The sequence below is a fragment of the Streptomyces venezuelae genome, assembly GCF_008642355.1.
In the GTDB taxonomy this organism is placed as follows: Bacteria; Actinomycetota; Actinomycetes; order Streptomycetales; family Streptomycetaceae; genus Streptomyces; species Streptomyces venezuelae_B.
Genome location: NZ_CP029193.1, coordinates 7,320,049 through 7,344,330, shown reverse-complemented (window position 1 = coordinate 7,344,330; position 24,282 = coordinate 7,320,049). Strand labels below are relative to the sequence as shown.

Sequence of the window (24,282 nt, the reverse complement as noted above, 5' to 3'; positions counted from 1 at the left end):
CCGTGCACGGTCGTTTCACACACCCAGTTCTTTGTCGATGAAGTCGAGGACCTGGTCGGTCGTGGCAACCTTGAGCTGCTCCTTCGTGCTGCCCGTGCCGGGCGCCGCACTGGCCGACTTCCACTTCGACAGCAGCGACTCGAGGCGGGACGTGACCGCGTCGGCGTCGAGGTGTTCGACGTGGGCGGAGGACAGGGCGTGTTCGAGTTTCGCGAGGTCGCGCAGGAGTGGTTCGGTGGCCTCCTGCCCGGCGGCGGGCGTGTCGCCGTCGGGGGCGAGTTGCGCGCCGAGGTGTTCGGCGAGGTTGTCGGCGTCCGGATGGTCGAAGACGAGCCCGGAGGGCAGCCGGAGGCCGGTCGCGGCGGACAGCCTGTTGCGCAGTTCGACCGCGGTGAGGGAGTCGAAACCGAGTTCCTTGAAGGTGCTGCCCGGGGTGAGGCTGTCGGGGTGGTGCCCGAGGACGGTGGCGGCCTGCTCCCTGATGAGCCGCACCAGTGTGTGGTGGCGGTCGGACGGGGGCAGGGCGGCGAGCCGACCCGCCAGGTCCGCGGGCTGCCCGCCCGCTGCTGCGGCCGACCTGGTCGCCGCGCCGCGGGTCGTGGGTGCGGCGAGACCACGCAGCAGGGCCGGCCGGGTGTCCACGGGGTGTGTGGCGAGGGTGCGCAGGTCGAGGTTGAAGGCCACCAGGTGGGGGTGGCCGTGGCGGTGTGCGGCGTCCAGGAGGGCGAGGCCGTGGGCTTTGGTCATGGCCTTGACGCCGATGCGGCTCATGCGGGCGATGTCGGTGCCGGTGAGCCCGCCCGTCATTCCGCCCGGCCTGTCACCTGACGTTCCGCCTGTCGTTCCGTCAGGCCTGCCGTCTGATGTTCCGCCTGTCGTTCCGTCCGGCCTGCCGTGTGTCGTTCCGCTTGTCGCGTCGCCCGATGTGCCGTCGGGTTCCTCGTTGCTCTGCCTGTCGTCCGAGGAATCCCAAAGGCCCCATCCGACCGAGAGTCCCGCCAGACCCCGGGCCCTGCGGTGCCGCATCAGCGCGTCGCAGTACGCGTTCGCCGCCGCGTAGTTGGCCTGCCCCGGACTGCCCAGCGTCGCAGCGGCGGACGAGAACACCACGAACAGACCCAGACGCATGTCCCGCGTCGCCGCGTCCAGGTTCACCGCGGCAGTCGCCTTCGCCGCCCACACCTTCGCCAACCCTTCCCGGGTCTGCGCGGTCACCACCGCGTCCTCCAGCACACCCGCCGCATGCACGACACCGGTCAGCGGATGCGAGGGATCCGTCTTGCCCACCAACTCCGCCACCGACGCCGGATCACTCACATCCGCCGCGACGACATCGACCGAGGCACCCAGTTCCGCCAGCCACCTGACCAGTTCACCGCTGCCTGCGGCATCGGGACCGCGCCGACTGGCGAGCAGCAGGTGCCGTACCCCCCACTCCCGCACCAGGTGCTCCGCCACGACCCGCCCGAGCGCGCCGGTGCCACCGGTGATCAGCACCGTGCCCTCGGGGTCGAGGGCAGGCGGGACCTCCAGCACCAGCTTGCCCGTGTGCTTCGCCTGACTCATGAACCGGAACGCCTCCTGCGCCTTGCCCAGCGGCCAGGAACGTACCGGGAGGGCCTTAAGCCGGTCTGAGGCGAACAACGCGCCGAGCTGGTCCAGCATCCGGCCGATGCGTTCGGGCCCGGCATCGCCCACCAGGTCGTAGACGGTGTACGTGACGCCCGGGTGCTCCGTGCCCACCTCCACCGGCTCCCGCAGGTCCGTCTTGCCCATCTCCAGGAACCGGCCACCGCCCTCACCCAGCAACCGCAGAGAGGCATCGATGAACTCTCCGGTGAGGCTGTTCAGCACGACATCCACACCTCGCCCGTCGGTGGCCCGCCGGAACGCGTCCTCGAAGGCGAGGTCCCGCGAGGACGCACGGTGCGCGGCGTCGACGCCCATCTCCTCCAGCACGCCATGCTTCGCCGGGCTCGCCGTGGCGAACACCTCCGCCCCGAGATGGCGGGCGATCTGCACCGCCGCCATCCCCACACCACCCGTGGCGGCATGGATCAACACCCGCTCGCCCGCCCTCAACCCGGCCAACTCGACCAGCCCGTACCAGGCGGTGAGGAAGGCCGCGGGCATCGCGGCCGCCTCCCGCATGTCCCAGCCACGCGGCACCGGCGCGACCATCCGCGCGTCGGCGATCGCCACGGGTCCGTACGCGCCCTCGAACACACCCATCACCCGGTCACCGACCGACAGGTGCGTCACGCCGGGGCCGACCTGCGTCACGACACCGGCACCTTCACCGCCCATGGCTCCGTACGCGGGGACCATGCCCAACGCCACGAGCACGTCACGGAAGTTGATGCCGGCCGCGTGCACGGAAAGTCGGACCTGCCCGGTCGCCAGGGGTTCGAGCACCTCCGGGCAAGCAACCGCGGCAAGGTCGTCCAGCGAACCACCGTCGACCATCCGCAGACGCCAGGCCGCCTCGTGGGGCGGAGCGACGATGTCGGCGGAGTGGCGTGCCTGAGTGAGACGGGGGATGTGGAGCTTCCCGTCCCGGAGGGCGAGTTGGGATTCGTCGAGGCCCTCCACGGCTCGGCGTATGCGAGCCTGCGGCAGCGCACCCTCACCGTCATCCGTCCGCAGGTCTCCATCAATGTCGAGCAGGACGAAGCGGCCCGGGTTCTCCGACTGCGCACTGCGCACCAGCCCCCACACCGCAGCCGCGGACACATCCACATCGACGCCGTCATCCGTGGCGACAGCGGAGCGCGTCACCACAAGAAGACGGGACTCACCCAGCTCCGGCGCGGCCAGGAACTCCTGCACCAGCGACAGCACACCCTCCGCAACCCGCAACGGGTCACCCCCGGAGGCATCAACAGGCGCCAACACCGCCCACGGCACCACATCACCCACCGCCGACACCACATCAGCCAGCCCACCACCAGCGTCGCCGCCCGCAAGGGCAACCCAGCCCCCGGCACCGGACACCTCTGCCGCTGCCTGCGGTGCGGGAAGCGGGGTCCACTCCACCGCGAACAGGCCGCGCACATCGCGCTGTTGAGCGGCGACCAGCTGCCCCCGCTGTACCGGACGCGTCTGCAGGGCGTCAGCACTAAGGACGAGACCACCGGTCGCATCGGTGACCGTCACGCTCACTCCGCGCCCGGCGCTCTCTCCGACCGGGCGCAGGCGCACCCGCACAGTCGTGGCACCGACGGCCCGCAGAGACACCCCGGTCCAGGCGAACGGCACGTGGAGCTGATCGTCACCGGAACTCTCCTGGAGGCGCGTAACGAGGAGAGGGTGAAGGGTGGCGTCGAGGAGGGCGGGGTGGATGCCGTAGCCGTCGTGCGTGCCTGCGGCCTCGGGCAGGGCGACCTCGGCCAGCAGATCCTCGCCGTGCCGCCAGGCGGCTCGCAGCCCCTGGAACGCCGGGCCGTACCCGTACCCGTCCTCCGCCGCCGTCGCGTAGAAGCCCTCGACGGACAACGGCTCGGCGTCGACCGGAGGCCAGGCTCCCGACATCGTCTCGTCCACGGCCAGGGCGTTCTCGGGGGCGAGTACGCCGGTGGCGTGGCAGACCCACGAGTCATCACCACCCACGCCGGTGGAGGTGTCGGCACCGGCATCGGGACGGCTGTAGACGTCAATGCCGCGACGCCCGTCCTTCCCCGCCTCGCCCACCACCACCTGCACCCGCAACCCGGACCCCTCGGGCACCACCACAGGCACCTGCAACATCAACTCATCCACAACCGCACAACCGACCTCATCACCGGCCCGCAACGCCCACTCCACCAACGCCGCACCCGGCACCAACACCGCCCCGCCAACCTCATGATCAACAAGCCACGAGACCCCCGAACGCGACAAACGCCCGGTCAGGAGGCAGCCACCCCGATCGGCGAACTCCACCGCCGCACCCAACAACGGATGCCCCGCAGCCACCAGACCCAGCCCCGCCGCATCCCCACCCCCCACACGCCCCGCCAACCAGAACCGCTCCCGCTGAAACGCATACGTAGGCAGCTCAACCATGCACGGCACCGGATCGGCCGGGAACAACACCGACCAGTCCACATCGACGCCTACCGCATGCAGGCGCGCCATGGCCTGCGCGAACGCGACGTCGTCCGGCCTGCCCGAGTGCAGGGACGCCGTGACCACGGGCTCGCCCTCTCGCGGGTCGGCGACGTCATCGAGCGTGCGCTGCGCGGCGGTGGACAGCACGGGAGCAGGGCCCAGCTCTACGAACGCACGTGCACGAGCAGCGACTTCGGCGACGGCGGGCTGGAAGAGGACGGCCTGGCGTACGTGTTCGGCCCAGTACTCCGGAGCGGTGATCTCCGCCCCGGCTTCCCGACCGGTGACGTTGCTCATCAGCGGGACCCTGGGCGCCGCGAACGTCACGTCACGTATCGCTTCGGTGAAGTCGGCGAGCATCGGCTCCATCAAGACGGAATGGAACGCGTGACTGACGGCGAGCGCCTTGGTCTTACGACCCCTCCCCCGCCAGAGTCCGGTGACCTTCTCGACCTCATCAGCCGGGCCTGAAATGACGGTGGAATCGGTCGTGTTGACCGCCGCTATGCTCACACCCGAACCTTCGAGGTCCGCTGCCAGCTCCTCGGGTGCGGCCTGCACCGCGCACATCGCACCACCCTCGGGCAACCCACCCATCAACCGCGCCCGCGCACCCACCACCTTGCACGCATCCGCCAGCCCGAACACCCCCGCGACATACGCCGCCGCGATCTCCCCGACGGAATGCCCGACCACCACATCCGGCCGCACCCCCACCGACTCCCACAACCGGGCCAACCCCACCTGCAACGCGAACAACCCGGCCTGCGCCCACATCGTGTGATCAAGCCGCTCCCGCGGCCCCCCGAACACAACCTCCCGAACCGAACCACCCAACTCCACATCAAGGAGTCCACACACCTCATCAAAGGCGGCAGCAAACACAGGGAACCGCTCATACAACCCGGCCCCCATCCCCACCACCTGACTGCCCTGACCACTGAACAACCAGACCACGTCATCACCCGCCGGCAGCTGCGGTGAGGACGGGCCGATCAGTGCCGGATGCGGTTCTCCGGCCGCCACCGCATCGAGCCCGGCCACGATTTCGGTTCGGTCCGCGCCCAGCACCACGGCTCGGCGCTCATGCAGCGCACGCGTACGAAGCAGCGACCAGCCCACCTCAACAAGCGGCGCGCGTGACGGGTCCTGGGCGAACGTGCTCAGTCGGCGTGCCTGGTCGCGCAGCGCCTGCGCACTCCGCGCCGACACCACCCACGGCACCAGCACACCACCACCAACCGCCCCATCCCCCGGCTCAACAGCAGCCACAGCGACCGGCTCGGGAACATACTCCACAATCACATGCGCATTCGTCCCCGACGCACCAAACGACGACACCCCCGCACGACGCACACCCCCATCCCTCACCCCCGGCCACGGCACCGCCTCCACCGCCAACCGCACCCCACCCGACTCCCAATCCACATGCGGCGTCGGCACATCCACATGCAAACTCGCCGGCACCACACCACGCCGCATCGCCATCACCATCTTGATGACACCCGCAACACCCGCAGCCGCCTGCGTATGACCAATATTCGACTTCACCGACCCCAACCACACCGGCCGATCCACCGAACGCCCCTGCCCATACGTCGCCAACAAAGCCTGCGCCTCAATCGGATCACCCAACGTCGTCCCCGTCCCATGCCCCTCCACCACATCGACGTCCCCAACCGAAAGACCACCACTCGCCAACGCCTGCCGAATCACCCGCTCCTGCGACGGACCATTCGGCGCCGTCAAACCATTGCTCGCACCGTCCTGATTCACCGCCGAACCCCGCACCACCCCAAGCACCCGACGACCACGGCGACGCGCATCCGACAACCGCTCCAACAACAGCACACCTACACCCTCGGAGAACCCGACGCCGTCGGCCGCGGCGGCGTACGGCTTGCAGCGGCCGTCGGGTGACAGGCCCCGTTGGCGGGCGAAGCCCGCGAACATGTCCGGGTCGGCCATGACGGTGACGCCGCCCGCCAGAGCCAAGTCGCACTCGCCCTGACGCAGCGCCTGAGCCGCCAAGTGGATCGAGACCAGCGACGACGAACACGCCGTGTCGACCGTCACCGCCGGACCTTCCAGGCCGAAGGTGTAGGCGACGCGGCCGGACACCATGCTTCCGGTGCTCGCGAGGTAGGCGTAGCCCTCCAGTTGGGCGTCGGCCTCGGGGAACGACTTGCCGTAGTCGTGGTTCATCAGGCCGACGTACGTGCCGGTGAGGCTGCCCTTGAGCGTCGTCGGGTCGATCCCCGCACGCTCGAACACCTCCCACGACGCCTCCAACAGCAGACGCTGCTGCGGATCCATCGCCAACGCCTCCCGCGGATTGATCCCGAAGAACGCCGCGTCGAAGTCACCCGCGTCGGGCAGGAATCCGCCCTGGTCGGCATAGGTGGTGCCGGGGTGTTCGGGGTCCGGGTGGAAGAGACGGCCGAGGTCCCAACCGCGGTCCGTGGGGAATCCGCCCATCGCGTCCGTGCGGGCGTCGAGCAGGTCCCACAGGTCGTCGGCGGAACTGACGCCGCCGGGGAACCGGCAGGTCATGGCGACGATCGCCACCGGGTCGTCCGTGGCCGCGTCCGGGGAGCCGGTCGTCGTGGGGCGGCGGCGCGGGACGACGGGCGTCGGTGCGGGCGCCGATGTGCCTGCGAGGCGGTGGACCAGGTGGGTGGCGAGGGCCTGGGGCGTGGGGTGGTCGAAGATGAGGGTGGCGGGCAGCCGTACGTCGCAGGCGGCCGAGAGCCGGTTGCGGAGCTCCACCGCGGTCAGCGAGTCGAACCCCAGGTCCTTGAACGCGACGTCGACGCTCACACGGGACGCGGACCCGTGGCCGAGGACGGCGGCGACGTACTCGCGTACGACGTCGGTGAGAAGCGCCAGGCGTCCTTCCTCGTCGAGGCCCGCGAGGCGCGCGGCCAGCGCTCCGTCGGCGAGGCCCTCGGAGGCCACCCGCCGCCGGGTGGTGGGGGCGGTGAGCGTGCGCAGGAGCGGGGAGAGGCCGTCGGTCACGGCACGCGGGTCGAGGTCGGCGGCGACCACGTACGCGTGGTCGTGGGCGCGGGCCGCGTCGAGCAGGGCCAGTCCGCCTTCGTCGGTGAGCGCGGCGAAGCCGGTGCGCTTCATGCGCGCCAGGTCGGTGTCGCTCAGCTGCCCGGTCATGCCGCTGGTCGCCTGCCACAGGCCCCAGGCGATGGACAGGCCCGCGAGTCCCTGGGCGCGGCGGTGTTGCACGAGGGCGTCGCAGTAGGCGTTGGCAGCCGCGTAGTTGGCCTGGCCGGGGCTGCCGAGCGAGGCGGCCGCCGAGGAGAAGACCATGAAGAGGCCGAGGGGGATCTCCCGTGTCGCCTCGTGGAGCAGGCGTGCCGCCGTCGCCTTCGCCGCCCACACCCGGGCGAGGCTCTCGGGGGTCTGCGCGGTGACCACGGCGTCGTCCAGGACACCGGCCGCGTGGATCACACCGGTCAGCGGGTGCGCCGGGTCGACCGAGGCGATGAGCGCCGCCACCGCTTCCGCGTCACCGACGTCGGCCGTGGCGATATCGACAGCGGTAGCACCCAACTCGACCAGGTGGGAACGTAGTTCGTCGCTGCCCGGTGTCCGGTCGCCGCGTCGGCTCGCGAGCAGCACGTGGCGTACGCCCCACTCGCGGACGAGGTGTTCGGCGACCAGGCGGCCGAGCACGCCGGAGCCGCCCGTGATGAGGACCGTGCCCTCGGGGTCGATCCGCGCGCCGCCGTCCGCCTGCTCGCCCGCCCGTTCCTGTGTGGCTCGGGTCAGCCTCGGGACCCGTATCTCTCCGTCGCGCAGGGCGAGTTGGGGTTCGTCCAGCCGCGCCGCGTCCATGGCGTCCGCGAGTGTGTCCTCGGGCCCCAGGTCGATCAGCGTGAACCGGTCGGGGTGCTCCGACTGGGCGCTGCGGACAAGGCCCCACACGGCCGCGGCGGCGACGTCCACATCCCCCTTCCCGCTGCCGTCGCCCTCGCCGTCGAATGCCACCGCTCCCCGTGTCACCAGCACCAGGCGGCTGTCGTGCAGGGGCCCGGCGAGCCAGGTCTGTACGAGGTCGAGTACGCGGGTGGCGGTGGCGAGGCCGTCGTCGGCCGAGGCGGGCTCGACGGGGGCGGCGACCAGCTGCGGCGTGGGGGCGCCGGACTCGATGGTCTCCAGGAGAGTGGCGAGGTCGGGGACGTCCTCCCCCAGGGTCACCCAGCCGCCCTCAGGAGAGCCGCCTGCCCGGAGGTCACCCGCGTGTTCCGGCGCGAGCCACTTCAAGTCGAACAGCCCGTGCCGTTCCCGGGTCCCCGCCGCGGCCAGGCGGTCCGTGTCGGTCGGGCGCGAGCGCAGGTCGCGGACGGTGAGCACCGGTGCGCCCACGGCGTCGGCGACATCGATCCGGAGGCCTTGGTCGACGCGTTCGCCGAGCAGGGTGAGACGTACCCGGACCGTGGTGGCCCGCACGGCGTGCAGGGCCACGTCGTTCCAGGCGAACGGCAGCCACACCTGTGCGGCGTCGGTGGGCGGCAGCAGGAGGGCCGCGGGCTGCAGGACCGCGTCGAGGAGCGCCGGGTGGATGCCGAAGCCGTCCGGGTCGCCGGCTTCCTCGGGCAGCGCCACCTCGGCGAGGACGTCGCTGCCGTGTCGCCACAGCGCGCGTACGCCGCGGAAAGCGGGTCCGTAGCCGTAGCCGGTGCGGTCGGCCTGCGCGTAGAGGTCGGCGGGGTCCACGGACTCGGCGCCGGGCGGGGGCCAGGCTCCGTCCAGGGGTTCGGGTTCCGTTGGGCCGTAGACCGACTCGGGGCCCAGGACGCCCGTCGCGTGGCAGGTCCACGGACGTTCCGATGCGAAGGCGTCGTCGGTGTCGGCGTCGTCGGGGCGGGAGAACAACCGTACGTCGCGTCGGCCGTGCGTGTCGGCCGCGTCCACGACGACCTGGATCTGCAGGCCTCCGGTGTCGGGCAGGACCACCGGGGTCTGGAGCGTCAGTTCCTCCAGGGCGGGGCACCCCACCTCGTCGGCGGCGCGCAGCACCCACTCCACCTGCGCGGCGCCCGGCACCAGGGCGTGGCCCGCCACGACGTGGTCGTCCAGCCACGCGGCCGACTGCCGCGACACCCGGCCGCTCAGCAGGTGTACGTCACCGCTCGCGAGGCCCACGGAGGCGCCGAGGAGCGGGTGCCCGGACGCGGCGAGACCCAGACCGGCCGGGTCGCCGGAGCGGGCGGTGGTGGGGGCGAGCCAGAAGTCCTGGCGCTGGAAGGCGTAGGTGGGAAGGTCGACGGTACGGGGGGCGGGGTCGGCCGGGAACCAGCGGCGCCAGTCGACGTCCGCGCCCGCCGCGAACGCCTGGGCGGCGGCGCGCGCGAGCTGGGCGGTGTCGCCGTGGTCGCGGCGCAGGGTGGGGATCACGGAGGCGGACACGTCCGCCCGTTCGACGATGCTCTCCAGGGCGAGGTTGAGGACGGGGTGCGGGCTGGCCTCGATGAACAGGCGGTAGCCGTCGGCGAGCAGCGCGTCGATGGTGTCGGCGAAGCGCACGGTACGGCGGACGTTGCGCACCCAGTACGCGGTGTCGAGGACAGTGGTGTCGGTGAGGTGTTCCGCGGTGACGGTCGAGTAGAACGCGACGTCGGTCGCGGCGGGGCGGATGCCGTCGAGCCTGACGGTGAGCTCGTCCAGGATCGCGTCCAGTTGCGGGCCGTGACCCGCCACGTCGGAGGCGACGGCGCGGGCGCGCAGCCCGCGCTCCTGGGCGTCTGCGACGACGGCCTCGATGCCCTCCGGCGGGCCCGAGATGACCGTCGACGACGGGCCGTTGACGGCCGCGACCACCACACCCGGGTGCCCGTCGATCAGCTCGGCGGCCTGCTCCCGGCTCATGCCGAGGGACGCCATGCCGCCGCGCCCGGACAGCGTGCGCAGCAGGACACTGCGGACGGACACGATGCGCGCCGCCTCGTCCAGGGAGATGGCGCCGACGACGCACGCGGCGGCGATCTCGCCCTGCGAGTGGCCGACGACCGCGGCGGGTTCGATGCCCTGGTCGGCCCAGACGGCGGCGAGGGCGACCATGACGGCCCACAGCACGGGCTGGACGACGTCGATGCGGGACAGTTCGGCTCCGTCCCCGCGCAGCACGTCGGTCAGGGACCAGTCGACGTACGCGGACAGGGCCTGCTCGCACTCGGTGATGCGGGCCGCGAACACCGGGGACTCCTCCAGGAGCCGGGCGCCCATGCCCACCCACTGGCCGCCCTGCCCGGGGAACACCATGACCGGCCCGGGGCCCGTGGCACCGGCCGCTCCCGACACGACGTCCGGCGAGGCCTCGCCGTCGGCCAGCGTGCGCAGTCCGTCGAGGAGTGCGGCCCGGTCCGTGCCGATGACGACGGCCCGGTTCTCGAACACCGAGCGGGTCGTGGCGAGCGACCATCCCGTCTCAATGGGCGACGACGATGCCCCGTGGTCGCCGACGTGCTCGGCGAGCAGCGCGGCCTGCGCGCGCAGCGCGTCCTCGCCGCGGCCGGAGACGACCCACGGGACGACGGCCGTTGTCCCGGACGGCTCCCGGGTCGCGGCCTCGGGCGCCGGCTCCTCGGGCGCCTCCTCCAGGATCACGTGCGCGTTCGTCCCCGACATGCCGAAGGCGGACACGCCCGCGCGGCGCGGGTGTTCGCCGCGCTTCCACTCGACCGGTTCGGTGAGGAGCCTGACCGTGCCGGAGGACCAGTCGACGTGCGGGGTCGGCTCGTCGACGTACAGCGTGGCGGGCAGCAGTTCGCGCTGCAGGGCCATGACCATCTTGATGACACCCGCGACGCCCGCGGCGCCCTGCGGGTGCCCGATGTTCGACTTGACCGAGCCGAGCCACAGCGGGTGGTCGTCGTCGCGTTCGCGGCCGTAGGTGGCGTGCAGGGCGCCCGCCTCGATGGGGTCGCCGAGCCTCGTACCGGTGCCGTGGGCCTCGACCGCGTCGACTTCGGCGGCGCCCAGGCCCGCGTTGGCGAGGGCGGCGCGGATGACGCGCTCCTGGGAGGGGCCGTTGGGGGCGGTCAGGCCGTTGCTCGCGCCGTCCTGGTTGACGGCCGAACCGCGGATGACCGCGAGGACCTTGTGACCGTTGCGGCGGGCGTCGGAGAGGCGCTCCAGGAGGAGCAGGCCCGCGCCCTCGGAGAAGCCGGTGCCGTCGGCGGACGCCGCGAAGGCCTTGGAGCGCCCGTCGGGGGACAGCGCGCCCTGGCGGGAGAACTCCGTGAACGCGCCCGGCGTCGACATGATGGTCACGCCGCCCGCCATGGCCAGGTCGCACTCGCCCTGCCGCAGTGCCTGGGCGGCCAGGTGCATCGACACCAGCGAGGACGAGCACGCCGTGTCGACGCTGACCGACGGGCCTTCGAGACCCAGCGTGAAGGAGATGCGGCCCGAGAGGACGCTCAGCGCGTTGCCGGTCAGGAGGTGGCCCTCCACCGCCTTGTCGGGCTGCGCGCCGCCGAAGCCGAGGACGCCCGCGCCGATGTAGACGCCGGTGGGCGTCAGCTTCAGGGACGCCGGGTCGATGCCGGCCCGCTCAAGGAGCTGCCAGGCCGTCTCCATGAGCACCCGTTGCTGCGGGTCCATCGCCAGGGCCTCGCGCGGGGAGATCCCGAAGAACGACGCGTCGAAGCCGGGGGCGTCGTGGAGGAAGCCGCCGCGGCGCACGTAGCTGGTCCCGGGGTGCTCGGGGTCCGGGTGGTAGAGGTTCTCCAGGTCCCAGCCGCGGTTGGCCGGGAAGTCGCCGACGGCGTCGCCGCCCGCCGCGACGAGGTCCCACAGGGCTTCGGGTGTACGCGTGTCGCCGGGGAAGCGGCACGCCATGGAGACGATGGCGATGGGCTCCTGGGCGCGCCCCTCGACCTCGCGCAGGCGCTGGCGGGCCTGGCCGAGGTCCACGGTGACCCTCTTCAGGTACTGACGGAGCTTCGCCTCGGTGCTCGGCGTTCCGGCACTCGACTCTTCGGCACTCGACATCGAACGTCACTTCTCCATCAGCTCAGGTCACAACTCACGGTCGATGAACTCGAACATCTCGTCGTCGGACACGTCGTCGAGCGTGTCCAGGTCGGTCACGCCGGCCACGGCGCCCCCATCGGGGCCGGAGCCGTTCAGCTTGGTCAGGAGCGTGTTGAGGCGCCTGGTGACGCGGCCCCGCGCCGCGTCGTCGAGGGCGAGAGCGTCCAGGGAGGACTCGATCCTGCCGAGTTCGTTGAGCACCGGGTCGGCGGCGTCCTTGAGCGGCTGCGGGGCGCCGTCGGGAGACAGCCGCTCCAAGAGGTGCTCGACGAGGGTGGCGGACTCCGGGTAGTCGAAGACGAGCGCCGCGGGCAGTTTGAGGCCGGTTGCCGCCGCCAGGCGGTTGCGGAGTTCCACGGCGGTCAGGGAGTCGAAGCCGAGCTCCTTGAACGACGTGTCCGGGCGGACCGCGTCGTGATCGGTGTGCCCGAGGACGCCCGCGACGTTGCTCCGGACCACGTCGAGCAGCACGCGGCGCCGTTCGGCGGGCGGGAGCCCGGCGAGCCGCGCGGCCGGCCCGTCCGCCGACACCGCGGCGTCCGCAGCCGCGGTACGCCGCGCGCTCCGCGTCCCCGGTGCCGCGCCGGCCAGGGCGCGCAGGAGCGCGGGCCGGGACGCGGCGGGCTGCGCGGCGACGACGCGCGCGTCGAGGTCCACCGCGACCACATGGGGCCGGCCGTGGGCGCGCGCCACGTCCAGCAGGGTCAAGCCCTTCTCCGTGGTCAGCGGGGTGAACCCGGTGCGCTTCATGCGCGCCAGGTCCGCCTCGCCGAGATGCCCGGTCATACTGCTGGCCGTCTGCCACAGCCCCCAGCCGACCGCGAGTCCGGTGAGCCCCTCGGCACAGCGACGTCGGACGAGTGCGTCACAATAGGCGTTCGCCGCGGCGTAGTTGGCCTGCCCGGGGCTGCCGAGTGTCGCCGCTGCCGACGAGAACACGGCGAACAGTCCGAGCCGCGTCTCCCGCGTCGCTTCGTGCAGGTGCCGCGCGGCGGTGGCCTTCGCCGCCCACACGCGTGCGAGGCTCTCGGGCGTCTGCGCGGTGACGACGGCGTCGTCCAGGACACCGGCCGCGTGGATCACGCCGGTCAACGGATGGGCGGGATCCGTCTTGCCGACGAGTTCAGCGACCGCGTCCGCGTCACCGACGTCGGCCGCGACGACACTCACCTCGGCCCCCAACCCCTGGAGCCGTGCCACGAGTTCGCCGCACCCGGGCGCGTCCGAGCCGCGCCTCCCGGCCAGCAGCAGGTGTCGTACACCCCACTCCCCGACCATGTGCTCGGCCACCGCGGCGGCCAGCACCCCGGTTCCGCCGGTGATGAGGACCGTGCCGTCCGGGTCGAGGGAGGGCGGGATCTCAAGCACCAGTTTGCCCGTGTGCTTCGCCTGGCTCATGAACCGGAACGCCTGCCGCGCCCGGCCCAGCGGCCACGCCTTCACCGGCGGCGGCGCCAGCACCCCGGAGGTGAACAACTCGCCCATCTCCGCCAGCATGTCCCCGATCCGGTCGGGGCCCGCGTGCGGTACGAGATCGAACGCCCGGTACCACGCGCCCCCGTGATCGGCGGCGACACGCTCGGGATCGCGCTTGTCGGTCTTGCCCATGTCGACCATCCGCCCGCCGGGCGCGAGCAGACGCAGCGACGCGTCGGTGAACTCCCCGGCCAGGCTGTTGAGTACGACATCCACGCCGCGCCCACCCGTCGCCTCCCGCAGGGTCCTCTCGAAGTCGAGGTCGCGGGACGAGGCACGATGGTCCGCGTCGATGCCCATGCCGTCGAGGACGCCGTGCTTGGCGGGGCTCGCGGTGGCGTACACCTCGGCACCGAGGTGGCGGGCGATCTGCGTGGCGGCCATGCCCACGCCGCCGGTGCCCGCATGGATGAGCAGGGTCTCGCCCGCCTTGAGGCGTCCGAGGTCCACGAGCCCGTACCAGGCGGTCAGGAACACGACGGGCACCGCCGCGGCCTCCTGGAGGCTCCACCCCTCCGGCACCGGCACGACCATCCGTGCGTCCGCGACCGCCAACGGCGCGAACGCCCCCTCGAACAGCCCCATCACGCGGTCGCCGACCCCGAGACGCGTGACGCCGGGCCCGACCTCCGTCACATACCCGGCGCCCTCGCTCCCCGCGAAGGTGCCCTTGTCGGGATACATGCCGACCGCGATCAGCACGTCGCGGAAGTTCATCCCCGCGGCCCGCACGGAGACCCGCACCTGCCCGGCCGCCAGCGGCGCGAGCGCCTCCGGGGCGTCGATGACCGACAGGTTCTCCAGGGTGGCGGTACCGGAGGTGCCGAGCCGCCAGGCGGCCGACCCGACGGGCGGGACGAGCTCCTCGGGGGCGCCGGAGGGAGTGAGACGCGGTACGTACAAACGCCCGGCGCGGAGGGCAAGTTGCGGCTCGTCGAGGACGGTGACGGCGTGGCGTATGACGGCTTGAGGCAGTACTTCCAGAGCTGTGTCGGTGACGGTGTCGAGGTCCGTTCCGATGTCGGTGCCGGTATCCGTGCCGATATCGGTGCCGATATCCGTGTCGAGCAGGGCGAAGCGGCCGGGGTTCTCCGACTGGGCGCTCCGCACGAGGCCCCACGCGACCGCGGCCGACGGGTCCACGCTGTCGTCGCCCTCATCGCCCTCGACGCCTTCGGCGCCCCCGACGGCCATTGCACCGCGTGTCACCACGAGGAGACGGGACTCCGCCAGCTCTGGGGCGGCCAGGAAGTCCTGCACCACGGACAGCACACGCTCGGCGACCCGCAGACCGTCGCCCGCGTCACTCTCGACGCGAGCCATGACCGCCCACGGCACCGTCCCCCCGGCAACAGCCGCCGTCACCAGGTCGGTCATCCCGGCGCGTCCCGGAAGAGTGACCCACTCCCCACCCTCCGCGGCGCCGGAGGCCGGGGCTCCGGAGGCAGATACTCCGGAGGCAGGGACGGGGAGGGGAGTCCACTCCACGGTGTAGAGCCCGTCGACGCCACCGCGGGCGGCCGCCGACACGAGCCGGGCGGGGTCGGCCGCGCGGAGCGTCAGCGCGTCGACGTTCAGGACGGGCGCGCCCGTCCCGTCGGCGATGACCACCTTCAGGTCGCGCTCGGCGGACTCTCCCTGCGGGGAGAGCCGGACGCGGAGCCGCGTCGCGCCGTCCGCGTGCAACGACACGCCGTTCCAGGCGTACGGCAGCCACATCTGCCCGTCTTCGGGCCGGTCGAGAAACATCAGCGCATGCAGGGCGGCGTCCAGCAGCGCCGGGTGCATGCCGAACCCGGCGGGCGGCCCGGCCGGTTCGCGCAGCTCCACCTCGGCGAGCAGCTCCGTCCCGTGCCGCCACAGCGCGCTGAGCCCCTGGAACGCGGGCCCGTACTCGTAACCCGCCTCCGCGGCCCGCGAGTAGAAACCCTTCATGTCCACGGATTCAGCTCCGGCGGGCGGCCACTGCCCGCCCAAGGTGGGCGGCTCCACCACGACTTCCGGGCTCACCACACCGACCGCGTGACACAGCCACTCGGCTCCGCCGCCCCGACCCGACTGATCAGGACGTGAATACACGCGTACGTCACGCCGGCCGCCCTGCTCGTCGGCCGCGCCCACGGACACCTGAACCTGAAGGCCTCCGTTGTCCGGCAGCACGAGCGGCGCCTGCAGCATGAGCTCGTCGACCGTCGTGCACCCGGCCTCGTCGGCGGCCCGCAGCACCCACTCCACGATCGCGGCACCCGGCACGAGGGCGGTTCCCGCCACCCCATGCTCGGCGAGCCAGGGCGGAGCCGTACGGGAGAGCCGGCCGGTGAGCAAGTACGAGTCGGCCTCGGCGAGTTCCACACAGGCACCGAGCAACGGATGTCCGGCCGAGACCATGCCCAGATCGGCGGCATCACCGGTCGTCCCGGCGGGCTCCTCCAGCCAGTAGTGCTGGTGCTGGAAGGCGTACGTGGGCAGATCGACGGTACGAGGAGTCGGGTCGGCCGGGAACCAGCGCCGCCAGTCGATGTCCGCGCCTGCCGCGAAGGCTTGGGCGGCGGCGCGGGTGAGCTGGGCGGTGTCGCCGTGGTCGCGGCGCAGGGTGGGGACGACGGTGGCGCTCGCGTCGGCCTGCTCGATGGTCTCCTGGATGCCGAGGTTGAGGACGGGGTGGGGGCTGGCTTCGATGAAGAGGCGGTAGCCGTCGGCGAGGAGCGCTTCGACGGTGTCGGCGAAGCGGACGGGTTGGCGGAGGTTGGTGATCCAGTAGGCGGTGTCGAGGGCGGCGGTGTCGTCGAGTCGTTCGGCGGTGACGGTGGAGTAGAAGGCGATGTCGGTGGGGGTGGGTCGGATGTCGGCCAGGCGCTCGGTGAGCAGGTCGTGCAGTGCGTCGATCTGGGGGTTGTGGGAGGCGTAGCCGACGTCGATCACCCGAGCCCGCAGTCCGGCCGCTTCCGCGTCCGCGACGACGGCCGCCACATCCTCGGGCGAACCAGAAATGACCGTGGATGAGGGGCCGTTGACGGCTGCGACGCTGACGCCCGGCCGGTCGCCGATCAGCTCGACGACTTGCTCGGCGCTGGTGCCGACGGACGCCATGTCACCGTGCCCCTGCAACTGCCGCAGTGCGTCACTGCGTACCGCAACGATCCGTGCCGCATCCTCCAGCGACAGCGCACCCGCGACACACGCGGCAGCCATCTCGCCCTGCGAATGCCCGATCACAGCCGCAGGCGTAATCCCCTGATCCGCCCACACGGCGGCGAGCGAGACCATCACCGCCCACAGCACGGGCTGCACGACCTCGACGCGGGCCAGCTCGCTGCCGTCCCCGCGCAACACCTCCGTCAGCGACCAGTCCACATACGCGGACAGCGCCCGCTCACACTCACCGATGCGGGCCGCGAACACGGGCGACTCCTCCAGCAACTGCGCGCCCATCCCGACCCACTGCGAGCCCTGCCCCGGGAACACGAGCACCGGCCCCGCGCCGGAAGCCCCCCGCACGGCGCCCTGCACGACGTCCGGGGAGGGCTCGCCCGCTGCCAGGGAGCGCAGTCCGGTGAGGAGCGCGTCGCGGTCCCGGCCCACGACCACGGCCCGATGCTCGAACACAGACCGCGTCGTGACCAGCGACCACCCCACCTCACCCGCAGCCGCCCCCACGCCATCCGCCACGAACTCACCCAGCCGCCGCGCCTGCGCCCGCAACGCATCCCGCGTCCGCCCCGAAACCACCCACGGCACCACCGCACCATCGGGCACCGGAGCGACAACATCAGCCGCTACCTCTGGAGCCTCCTCCAGAATCAGATGCGCATTCGTCCCGGAGATACCGAAGGAGGACACCCCGGCGCGCCGCGCGCGTTCGCCACGCGTCCAGGGGACGGGGTCGGTGAGCAGGCGTACACCGCCGCCGTCCCACTCCACGTGCGGAGTCGGCTCGTCGGCGTGGAGGGTCGCCGGCAGCAGGTCGTTCTGGAGCGCCATGACCATCTTGATGACGCCCGCCACACCGGCGGCGGCCTGCGTGTGCCCGATGTTCGACTTCACCGAGCCCAGCCACAGCGGTCGCTCCTCGGAGCGGCCTTGGCCGTACGTGGCGAGCAGGGCCTGTGCCTCGATGGGGTCGCCCAGGGTCGTGCCCGTGCCGTGGGCCTCCACGACGTCCACCTCGTCGGGGCTGCGGCCCGCCCCGGCCAGGGCGGCGCGGATGACACGCTCCTGCGAGGGGCCGTTCGGCGCGGTCAGACCGTTGCTCGCGCCGTCCTGGTTCACCGCGGAGCCACGTATGACCGCGAGAACCTTGTGACCGTTCCGGCGCGCGTCGGAGAGGCGCTCCAGGACGACGAGTCCGGCGCCCTCGCCCCAGCCGGTCCCGTCGGCGGTGGCGGCGAACGGCTTGCAGCGGCCGTCGGGGGCCAGGCCGCGCTGGCGGGAGAACTCGACGAAGGTGTTCGGGGTGGCCATGACGGTCACGCCGCCCGCGAGGGCGAGCCCGCAATCGCCCTGACGCAGCGCCTGGGAGGCCAGGTGCATGGCGACGAGCGAGGAGGAGCAGGCCGTGTCCACCGTGATGGCGGGGCCTTCCAGGCCGAAGGTGTACGCGACGCGGCCGGAGGCGACGCTCGGGGTGCTGCCGGTCATGATGCGGCCCTCGAAGCCGTCCGGCTTGCGGGCGAGGAAGCGGGAGCCGTAGTCGTCGTACATGATCCCGGTGATGACTCCGCACGAGGTGCCGCGGAGCGTGGCCGGGTCGATGCCCGCGTGTTCGAAGGCCTGCCAGGCGGTTTCGAGGAGCAGGCGTTGTTGCGGGTCGGTGGCGGCGGCCTCGCGCGGGCTGATGCCGAAGAAGCCCGCGTCGAACCGGGCGGCGTCGTAGAGGAAGCCGCCTTCGCGGGTGTAGCTGTGGCCGACCTGGTCGGGGTCGGGGTCGAAGAGGGCGGCCGTGTCCCAGCCGCGGTCCTCGGGGAACGGTCCGATGGCATCGGTGCCGGTGGCGACGAGGCGCCACAACTGCTCGGGGGAGGTCACGCCGCCCGGGTAGTGGCAGGCCATGCCGACGATGGCGATGGGGTCGTCGGCGGTGGCGGTCGCGCGGGGTGCCGGGGCGAGGGCGGCCGGGGAGGTGGACGTGTCGGTGTCGGGGAGGTGGCTGCGGAGGTGGCGTACGAGGGCGGTGGGGCTGGGGTGGTCGAAGATGAGGGTGGCGGGGAGGCGGATGCCGGTTGCGGTGGAGAGGCGGTTGCGGAGTTCCAGGGCGGTGAGTGAGTCGAAGCCCAACTCCTGGAATGCGCGTCCCAGTTCGAGGGTCTCGGGTGCGGGGTGGGCGAGGACGGTCGCGATCTGTTCGCGGACGAGGTCGCTCAGGGCGCGGTCGCGGTCGGCGGCGGAGAGCCGCGCCAGGCGTGCGGTCCAGGAGGTGGGTGCCGCGCTGTTCTGTTCGGTGGTGGTGGCGGCCGCGGTGGGGCGGGGGGTGCGGACGAGGCCGCGCAGGGCGGGCTGGAGGGTGTGGTCGGCTGCCTGGGCGCGCAGGACGGCTCGGTCGAAGCGGGTGGCGAGGACCGTGGGGTGCGGGGTGGTCAGAGCGGCGTCGAAGAGGGCGAGCGCCTGCTCGTCGGTGAGGGCGGCGACGCCGGTGCGGTGGATGCGGGCGCGGTCGGCGTCGCCGAGCCGGGCGGCCATGCCACCGGACGCGGACTCCCACAGGCCCCAGGCCAGGGAGGTGGCGGCGAGGCCTTCGGCGCGGCGGTGTTCGGCGAGGGTGTTGAGGAAGGTGTTGGCCGCGGCGTAGTTGGACTGGCCGCCGTTGCCGAGGACGGAGGCGCCGGAGGAGAACAGGACGAACGCGGACAGATTCATGTCGCGTGTGAGTGCGTGCAGGGTCCAGGCGGCGTCGGCCTTGGGCGCGAGGACGGCGTCGAGCCGTTCGGGGGTCATGGTCGCGATGAGGCTGTCGTCGATGACGCCCGCGGTGTGGACGACGGCGGTGAGGGGGTGGGCGGTGGGGATGTCCGCGATGAGCCGGGCCAGCGCGTCGGGGTCGGTGATGTCGCAGGCGGCGACGCGTATGTCGACGTCGACGTCCGCGAGGTCGTCCCGCAACTCGGCGACGCCGTCGGCGGCCTCGCCGCGCCGGCTCACGAGGAGCAGGTGGCGTACGCCGTGAGAGGTGGCGAGGTGCCGGGCAACGGCGCGGCCGAGGCCGCCGGTACCGCCGGTGATGAGGGTGGTGCCGGTCGGGGGGATGGGTGCTGGGGCCGAGGTCGGGGTCGTGGGGGCGGGTGTTCGGGGCAGGCGTGCGGTCGCGGTGAGGCGCGGTACCAGTGCCGTGCCTGTGCGCAGCACCAGTTCCGTTTCCGACACGTGCGTGGTCGCCGCGGCCAGGGCCGTGGGCAGGGCGTGGCGTGATGCCGGAGTGCGGTCCGTGTCGACGAGCAGGACGCGGTCGGGCTGTTCGGCCTGGGCGGCGCGGACCAGGCCCCAGAGGGGTGCGGTGGCCAGGTCGGCGGGGCTGTCGTCCGCACGGGCGGTGACGGCGCCCGTGGTGAGGACGACGAGGCGGGCGGAGGACAGCGTGTCCGAGGCGTACCAGGCGCGCAGCAGGTCGAGGGCGTGCCGGGCGTGTGCTCGTACGCGGGTGGGGAGATCGTCCACCGTGCCCTCGACGGGCATCGGGGCGAACACGATGTCCGGTACGGGTTCGCCGTTCGCCACGGCGTCCGTCAGGGCGGTCAGGTCCGGATAGCGGCTCACGGTCGGGCCGAGGCCCGCGTCGTCGGGGCCGAGCACGGCCCAGGAGGCGGACGTCGTCGGCGCCGTGTCGGGCAGGAGAAGTTGCCGCCAGTCCACGTGGTGGAGCGGGAGCGCGGTCGCCGGGAGGGCGGTCCGCCAGCGGTCGGCGGCGACGACGCGCAGTTGGAGGGAGTCGACCGTGGCCACGGGGGCGCCCTCGGCGTCGGTCAGCGTCAGTCGCAACTGGTCGTCGCCCCGCGGGCCGAGCCGGACGCGCAGGCGCGTGGCGCCGGTGGCGTGGTGGCGTATGTCGCTGAAGGAGAAGGGCAGCCGCACCGGCGCGTCGGCGAGATCCGAACCGCTCCCGGCGTCGCGGTACAGCTCGTCCACCACGTGCAGCGCCGCGTCGAAGAGGGCCGGGTGCAGTGCGAACGCGGCGGCGTCGGCGCGCTGTTCGTCGGCGAGGCGGACCTCCGCGTACAGGTCGTCGCCGTGCCGCCAGGCGGCGTGTACGGCGCGGAAGGCGGGCCCGTAGCTGTAGCCCTGGGCGTCGAGGCGGGCGTACAGCGCGTCCACGTCGAGGGCGGTGGCCTCGGCCGGCGGCCACGGGGTGGCTTCGCGCGCCGCCGGGAGCGTGGGCGGCCGGGTGGCCCGACCGGTCGTGAGGACGCCGGTTGCGTGGCGGCGCCACCCGTACGGGTCACCGTCCTCGCCGTACCCGCCCGTCACGTCGTCGCCTTCGGCGCCCGCGGGCCGGGAGTGGATGGTGAGGGTGCGGCGGCCGGACTCGTCGGGGGCACCGAGGGCGACCTGAACCTTCACGCCATCAGCGATGGCCGTATCCGCACTTGCCCCCGCATCGGGGTCGTCGAGCAGCAGCGGCGTCTCCAGCGTCAGGTCGTCGACGGTGTCGCAGTCGCCGTGCCGCCCCGCGAGCAGGGCGAGTTCGACGAACGCGGTGGCGGGCAGCGGTACGCCGCCCGCGATGGCGTGGTCGCCGAGCCACGGGTGCGTACGCAGGGAGAGGCGTCCCGCGAGGAGGAGGCCGCCGTCGGCCTGGTGGATGACGGCGGGCAGGAGGGGGTGGCCGGTTTCCTGGAGGTCGGCGGCGCGGGCCGGGGCGGCGGCGTCGGGGGTGGGGCGCCAGTAGCGTCGGCGTTGGAACCGGTAGGTGGGCAGCGGGAGTTGTGCGGCGTCGGCGACGAGGGCACCGAGGTCGGCCGGCTGTCCGTCGACGTGGAGCGCGGCGACGGCGCCGAGCAGCGTGCGGGCCTCTTCGTGTCCGGAGCGGAGTGCCGCGGCGACGACCGGCTCATCGTCCTCCTCGTCGCCCGTCCGGGCCGGCAGGCAATCCTGGACCATCGTGGCGAGGACCGGGTCGGGCCCCAGTTCCAGGTACCGCACGACGCCCTGGTCGCCCAGGGCGCGCAGTCCGTCGTGGAACCGCACGGGCTGCCGTACGTGCCGTGCCCAGTACTCGGGGTCGGCGAGCAGTTCCGCGTCGGCGAGGCGGCCGGTGAGGTTGGAGACGACGGGCAGGGCCGGCGCGTGGAAGGTGAGACTGCGGGTCACGGCACGGAAGTCGTCGAGCATGGGCTCGATGAGCGGTGAGTGGAAGGCGTGGCTGACGTTGAGCCGTTTGGTCTTGAGCCCGCGCCCGCGCAGGTTCTGCTGGATGTCCGCGACGGCGTCGGCGTCACCGGACACGACGACGGCGGCGGGGCCGTTGACTGCGGCGAGGGAGAGGCTCTCCTCGCGCCCGGCGAGCAGCGGCAGCATGTCGTCCTCGGCCGCCTGCACGGCGAGCATCGCGCCGCCCGCCGGCAGGGCCTGCATGAGGCGTCCGCGGGCGGCGACCAGCGTGCAGGCGTCGGGCAGGGTGAGGACCCCGGCTACGTGCGCGGCGGTGATCTCGCCGACGGAGTGACCCGTCAGATGGCTGGGCGTGATCCCGAAGGAGGTCACCAGCCGGTACAGGGCGACTTCGAGCGCGAACAGGGCGGCCTGGGTGACGCCGGTCCCGTGCAGCGCGGCGGCCCGCGCGGTGTGAGCGGGGGCGAACAGGGTGTCCCGCAGGGGTTGTTCGAGGAGCGGGTCCAGGTGGGCGCAGGTCTCGTCCAGGGACTGCGCGAACGTGTCGAAGGCGGCGTACAACTGGGCACCCATGCCTGGCCGTTGGCTCCCCTGCCCGGTGAAGAGGAAGGCGGTGCCCCCGCTGCGGGCGGGGCCCGAGCCACGGACGAGGGCGGGGTGCGCGCGTCCTCCCGCGAGCGCGGCCAGAGCGGCGACACGTTCGCCGTGGCCGTCACCGAGTACGACGGCACGGTGCTCGAAGAGGGAGCGGCGGAGCAGGGTCCCGGCGACGTCGACTTGATCGACGGCTTCGTCGTCCTGCGCGGAGACGTAACCTCCCAACGCGTCCGCCTGCGCCCGCAACGCCTCAGGCGTGCGCGCCGACAGCAGCCACGGCGACGGAGCCCGCACGCCCGAGGGACGAGCCCCGTCAGCGGCCCCCTCCGCCTCCGCGTCGGCCGGAGGCGCCTCCTCCAGGATGAGGTGGGCGTTCGTGCCGGAGATGCCGAACGACGAGATGCCCGCCCGGCGCACCCGCTCGCCCGCGGGCCACGCGACGGGCTCCGTGAGCAGCCGCACCGCGCCCGACTCCCAGTCGGCGTGCGGCGTGGGCTCGTCGGCGTACAGCGTGGCGGGCAGCGTCTGGTGCCGCAGCGCCTGCACCATCTTGATGAGGCCCGCCGCCCCGGCGGCACCCTGCGTGTGGCCGATGTTGGACTTGACCGAGCCGAGCCACAGCGGCCGGCCCTCGTGCCGCTCCTGTCCGTACGTGGCGAGGAGCGCGTCGGCCTCGATGGGGTCGCCGAGCCGCGTGCCCGTGCCGTGCGCCTCGACCGCGTCGACCTCCGAGGGCGAGAGCCGTGCCCCGGCGAGGGCGGCACGGATCACGCGCTGCTGGGAGGGCCCGTTGGGGGCGGTGAGCCCGTTGCTCGCTCCGTCCTGGTTGACGGCCGAGCCGCGGATGACGGCGAGTACCCGGTGCCCGGCGCGGCGGGCGTCGGCGAGGCGTTCCAGTACGAGGAGTCCGGCGCCCTCGGAGAAGGCGGTGCCGTCGGCGGCGGCCGCGAACGGCTTGCAGCGGCCGTCCGCGGCGAGGCCGCGCTGGCGGGAGAACTCGGTGAAGACGTACGGCGTGGGCATGACGGTGACGCCGCCCGCGAGCGCCAGGTCGCACTCGCGCCGCCGCAGCGCGTGCGCGGCGAGGTGCACGGCGACGAGCGACGACGAGCAGGCGGTGTCGATCGTCACCGCGGGCCCTTCGAGGCCGAAGGTGTAGGCGAGGCGGCCCGAGAGGACGCTCGGGGCGCTGCCCGTGACCAGGTGGCCCTCCGCCGCCGCGTCGATGTGCGGCGTGCCGAAGCCGGGCAGTGCGGCGCCCGCGTACACGCCGGTGCTGCTGCCCCGCAGCGACTGCGGGTCGATGCCCGCGCGCTCGAGGGCCTCCCAGGCGCACTCCAGGAGCAGTCGCTGCTGCGGGTCGAGGACGGCGGCCTCGCGCGGGCTGATGCCGAAGAACTCGGGGTCGAACCGGTCGACGTCGTGGACGAATCCGCCCTCGCGTGCGTAGCTCGTCCCGGGGTGGTCGGGGTCGGGGTGGAAGAGCCGCTCCAGGTCCCACCCGCGGTTGTCGGGGAAGGGGCCCAGCGCGTTGCCGCCCGCGGAGACCAGGTCCCACAGGTCTTCGGGGGTGCGGACGCCGCCGGGGTAGCGGCAGGCCATCTCGACCACGGCCACCGGTTCCTGGTCGCGCTCCTCCGCCTCGCGCAGCCGTTGCCGGGTGGCGTGCAGGTCCGCGGAGACACGCTTGAGGTAGTCGACCAGTTTCTCTTCGCTCACCATGTGCGCTTCAACTCCCCGCCCGTG

2 protein-coding genes are annotated in these 24,282 nt (G+C 72.8%); both read right to left on the bottom strand.

Going from position 1 to position 24,282, the window contains the following annotated elements; genetic code table 11:
• Positions 1–15: 15 nt before the first annotated feature.
• Entirely contained in the window at positions 16–12,039 is a 12,024-nt protein-coding gene (locus DEJ47_RS33400) for an SDR family NAD(P)-dependent oxidoreductase (RefSeq protein ID WP_411757269.1), read from the bottom strand.
• 90 nt (positions 12,040–12,129) lie between these two features.
• Positions 12,130–24,255, bottom strand: a complete 12,126-nt coding sequence (locus tag DEJ47_RS33395) for an SDR family NAD(P)-dependent oxidoreductase (protein ID WP_398338877.1) — start codon at positions 24,253–24,255, stop codon at positions 12,130–12,132.
• Positions 24,256–24,282 lie beyond the last annotated feature (27 nt).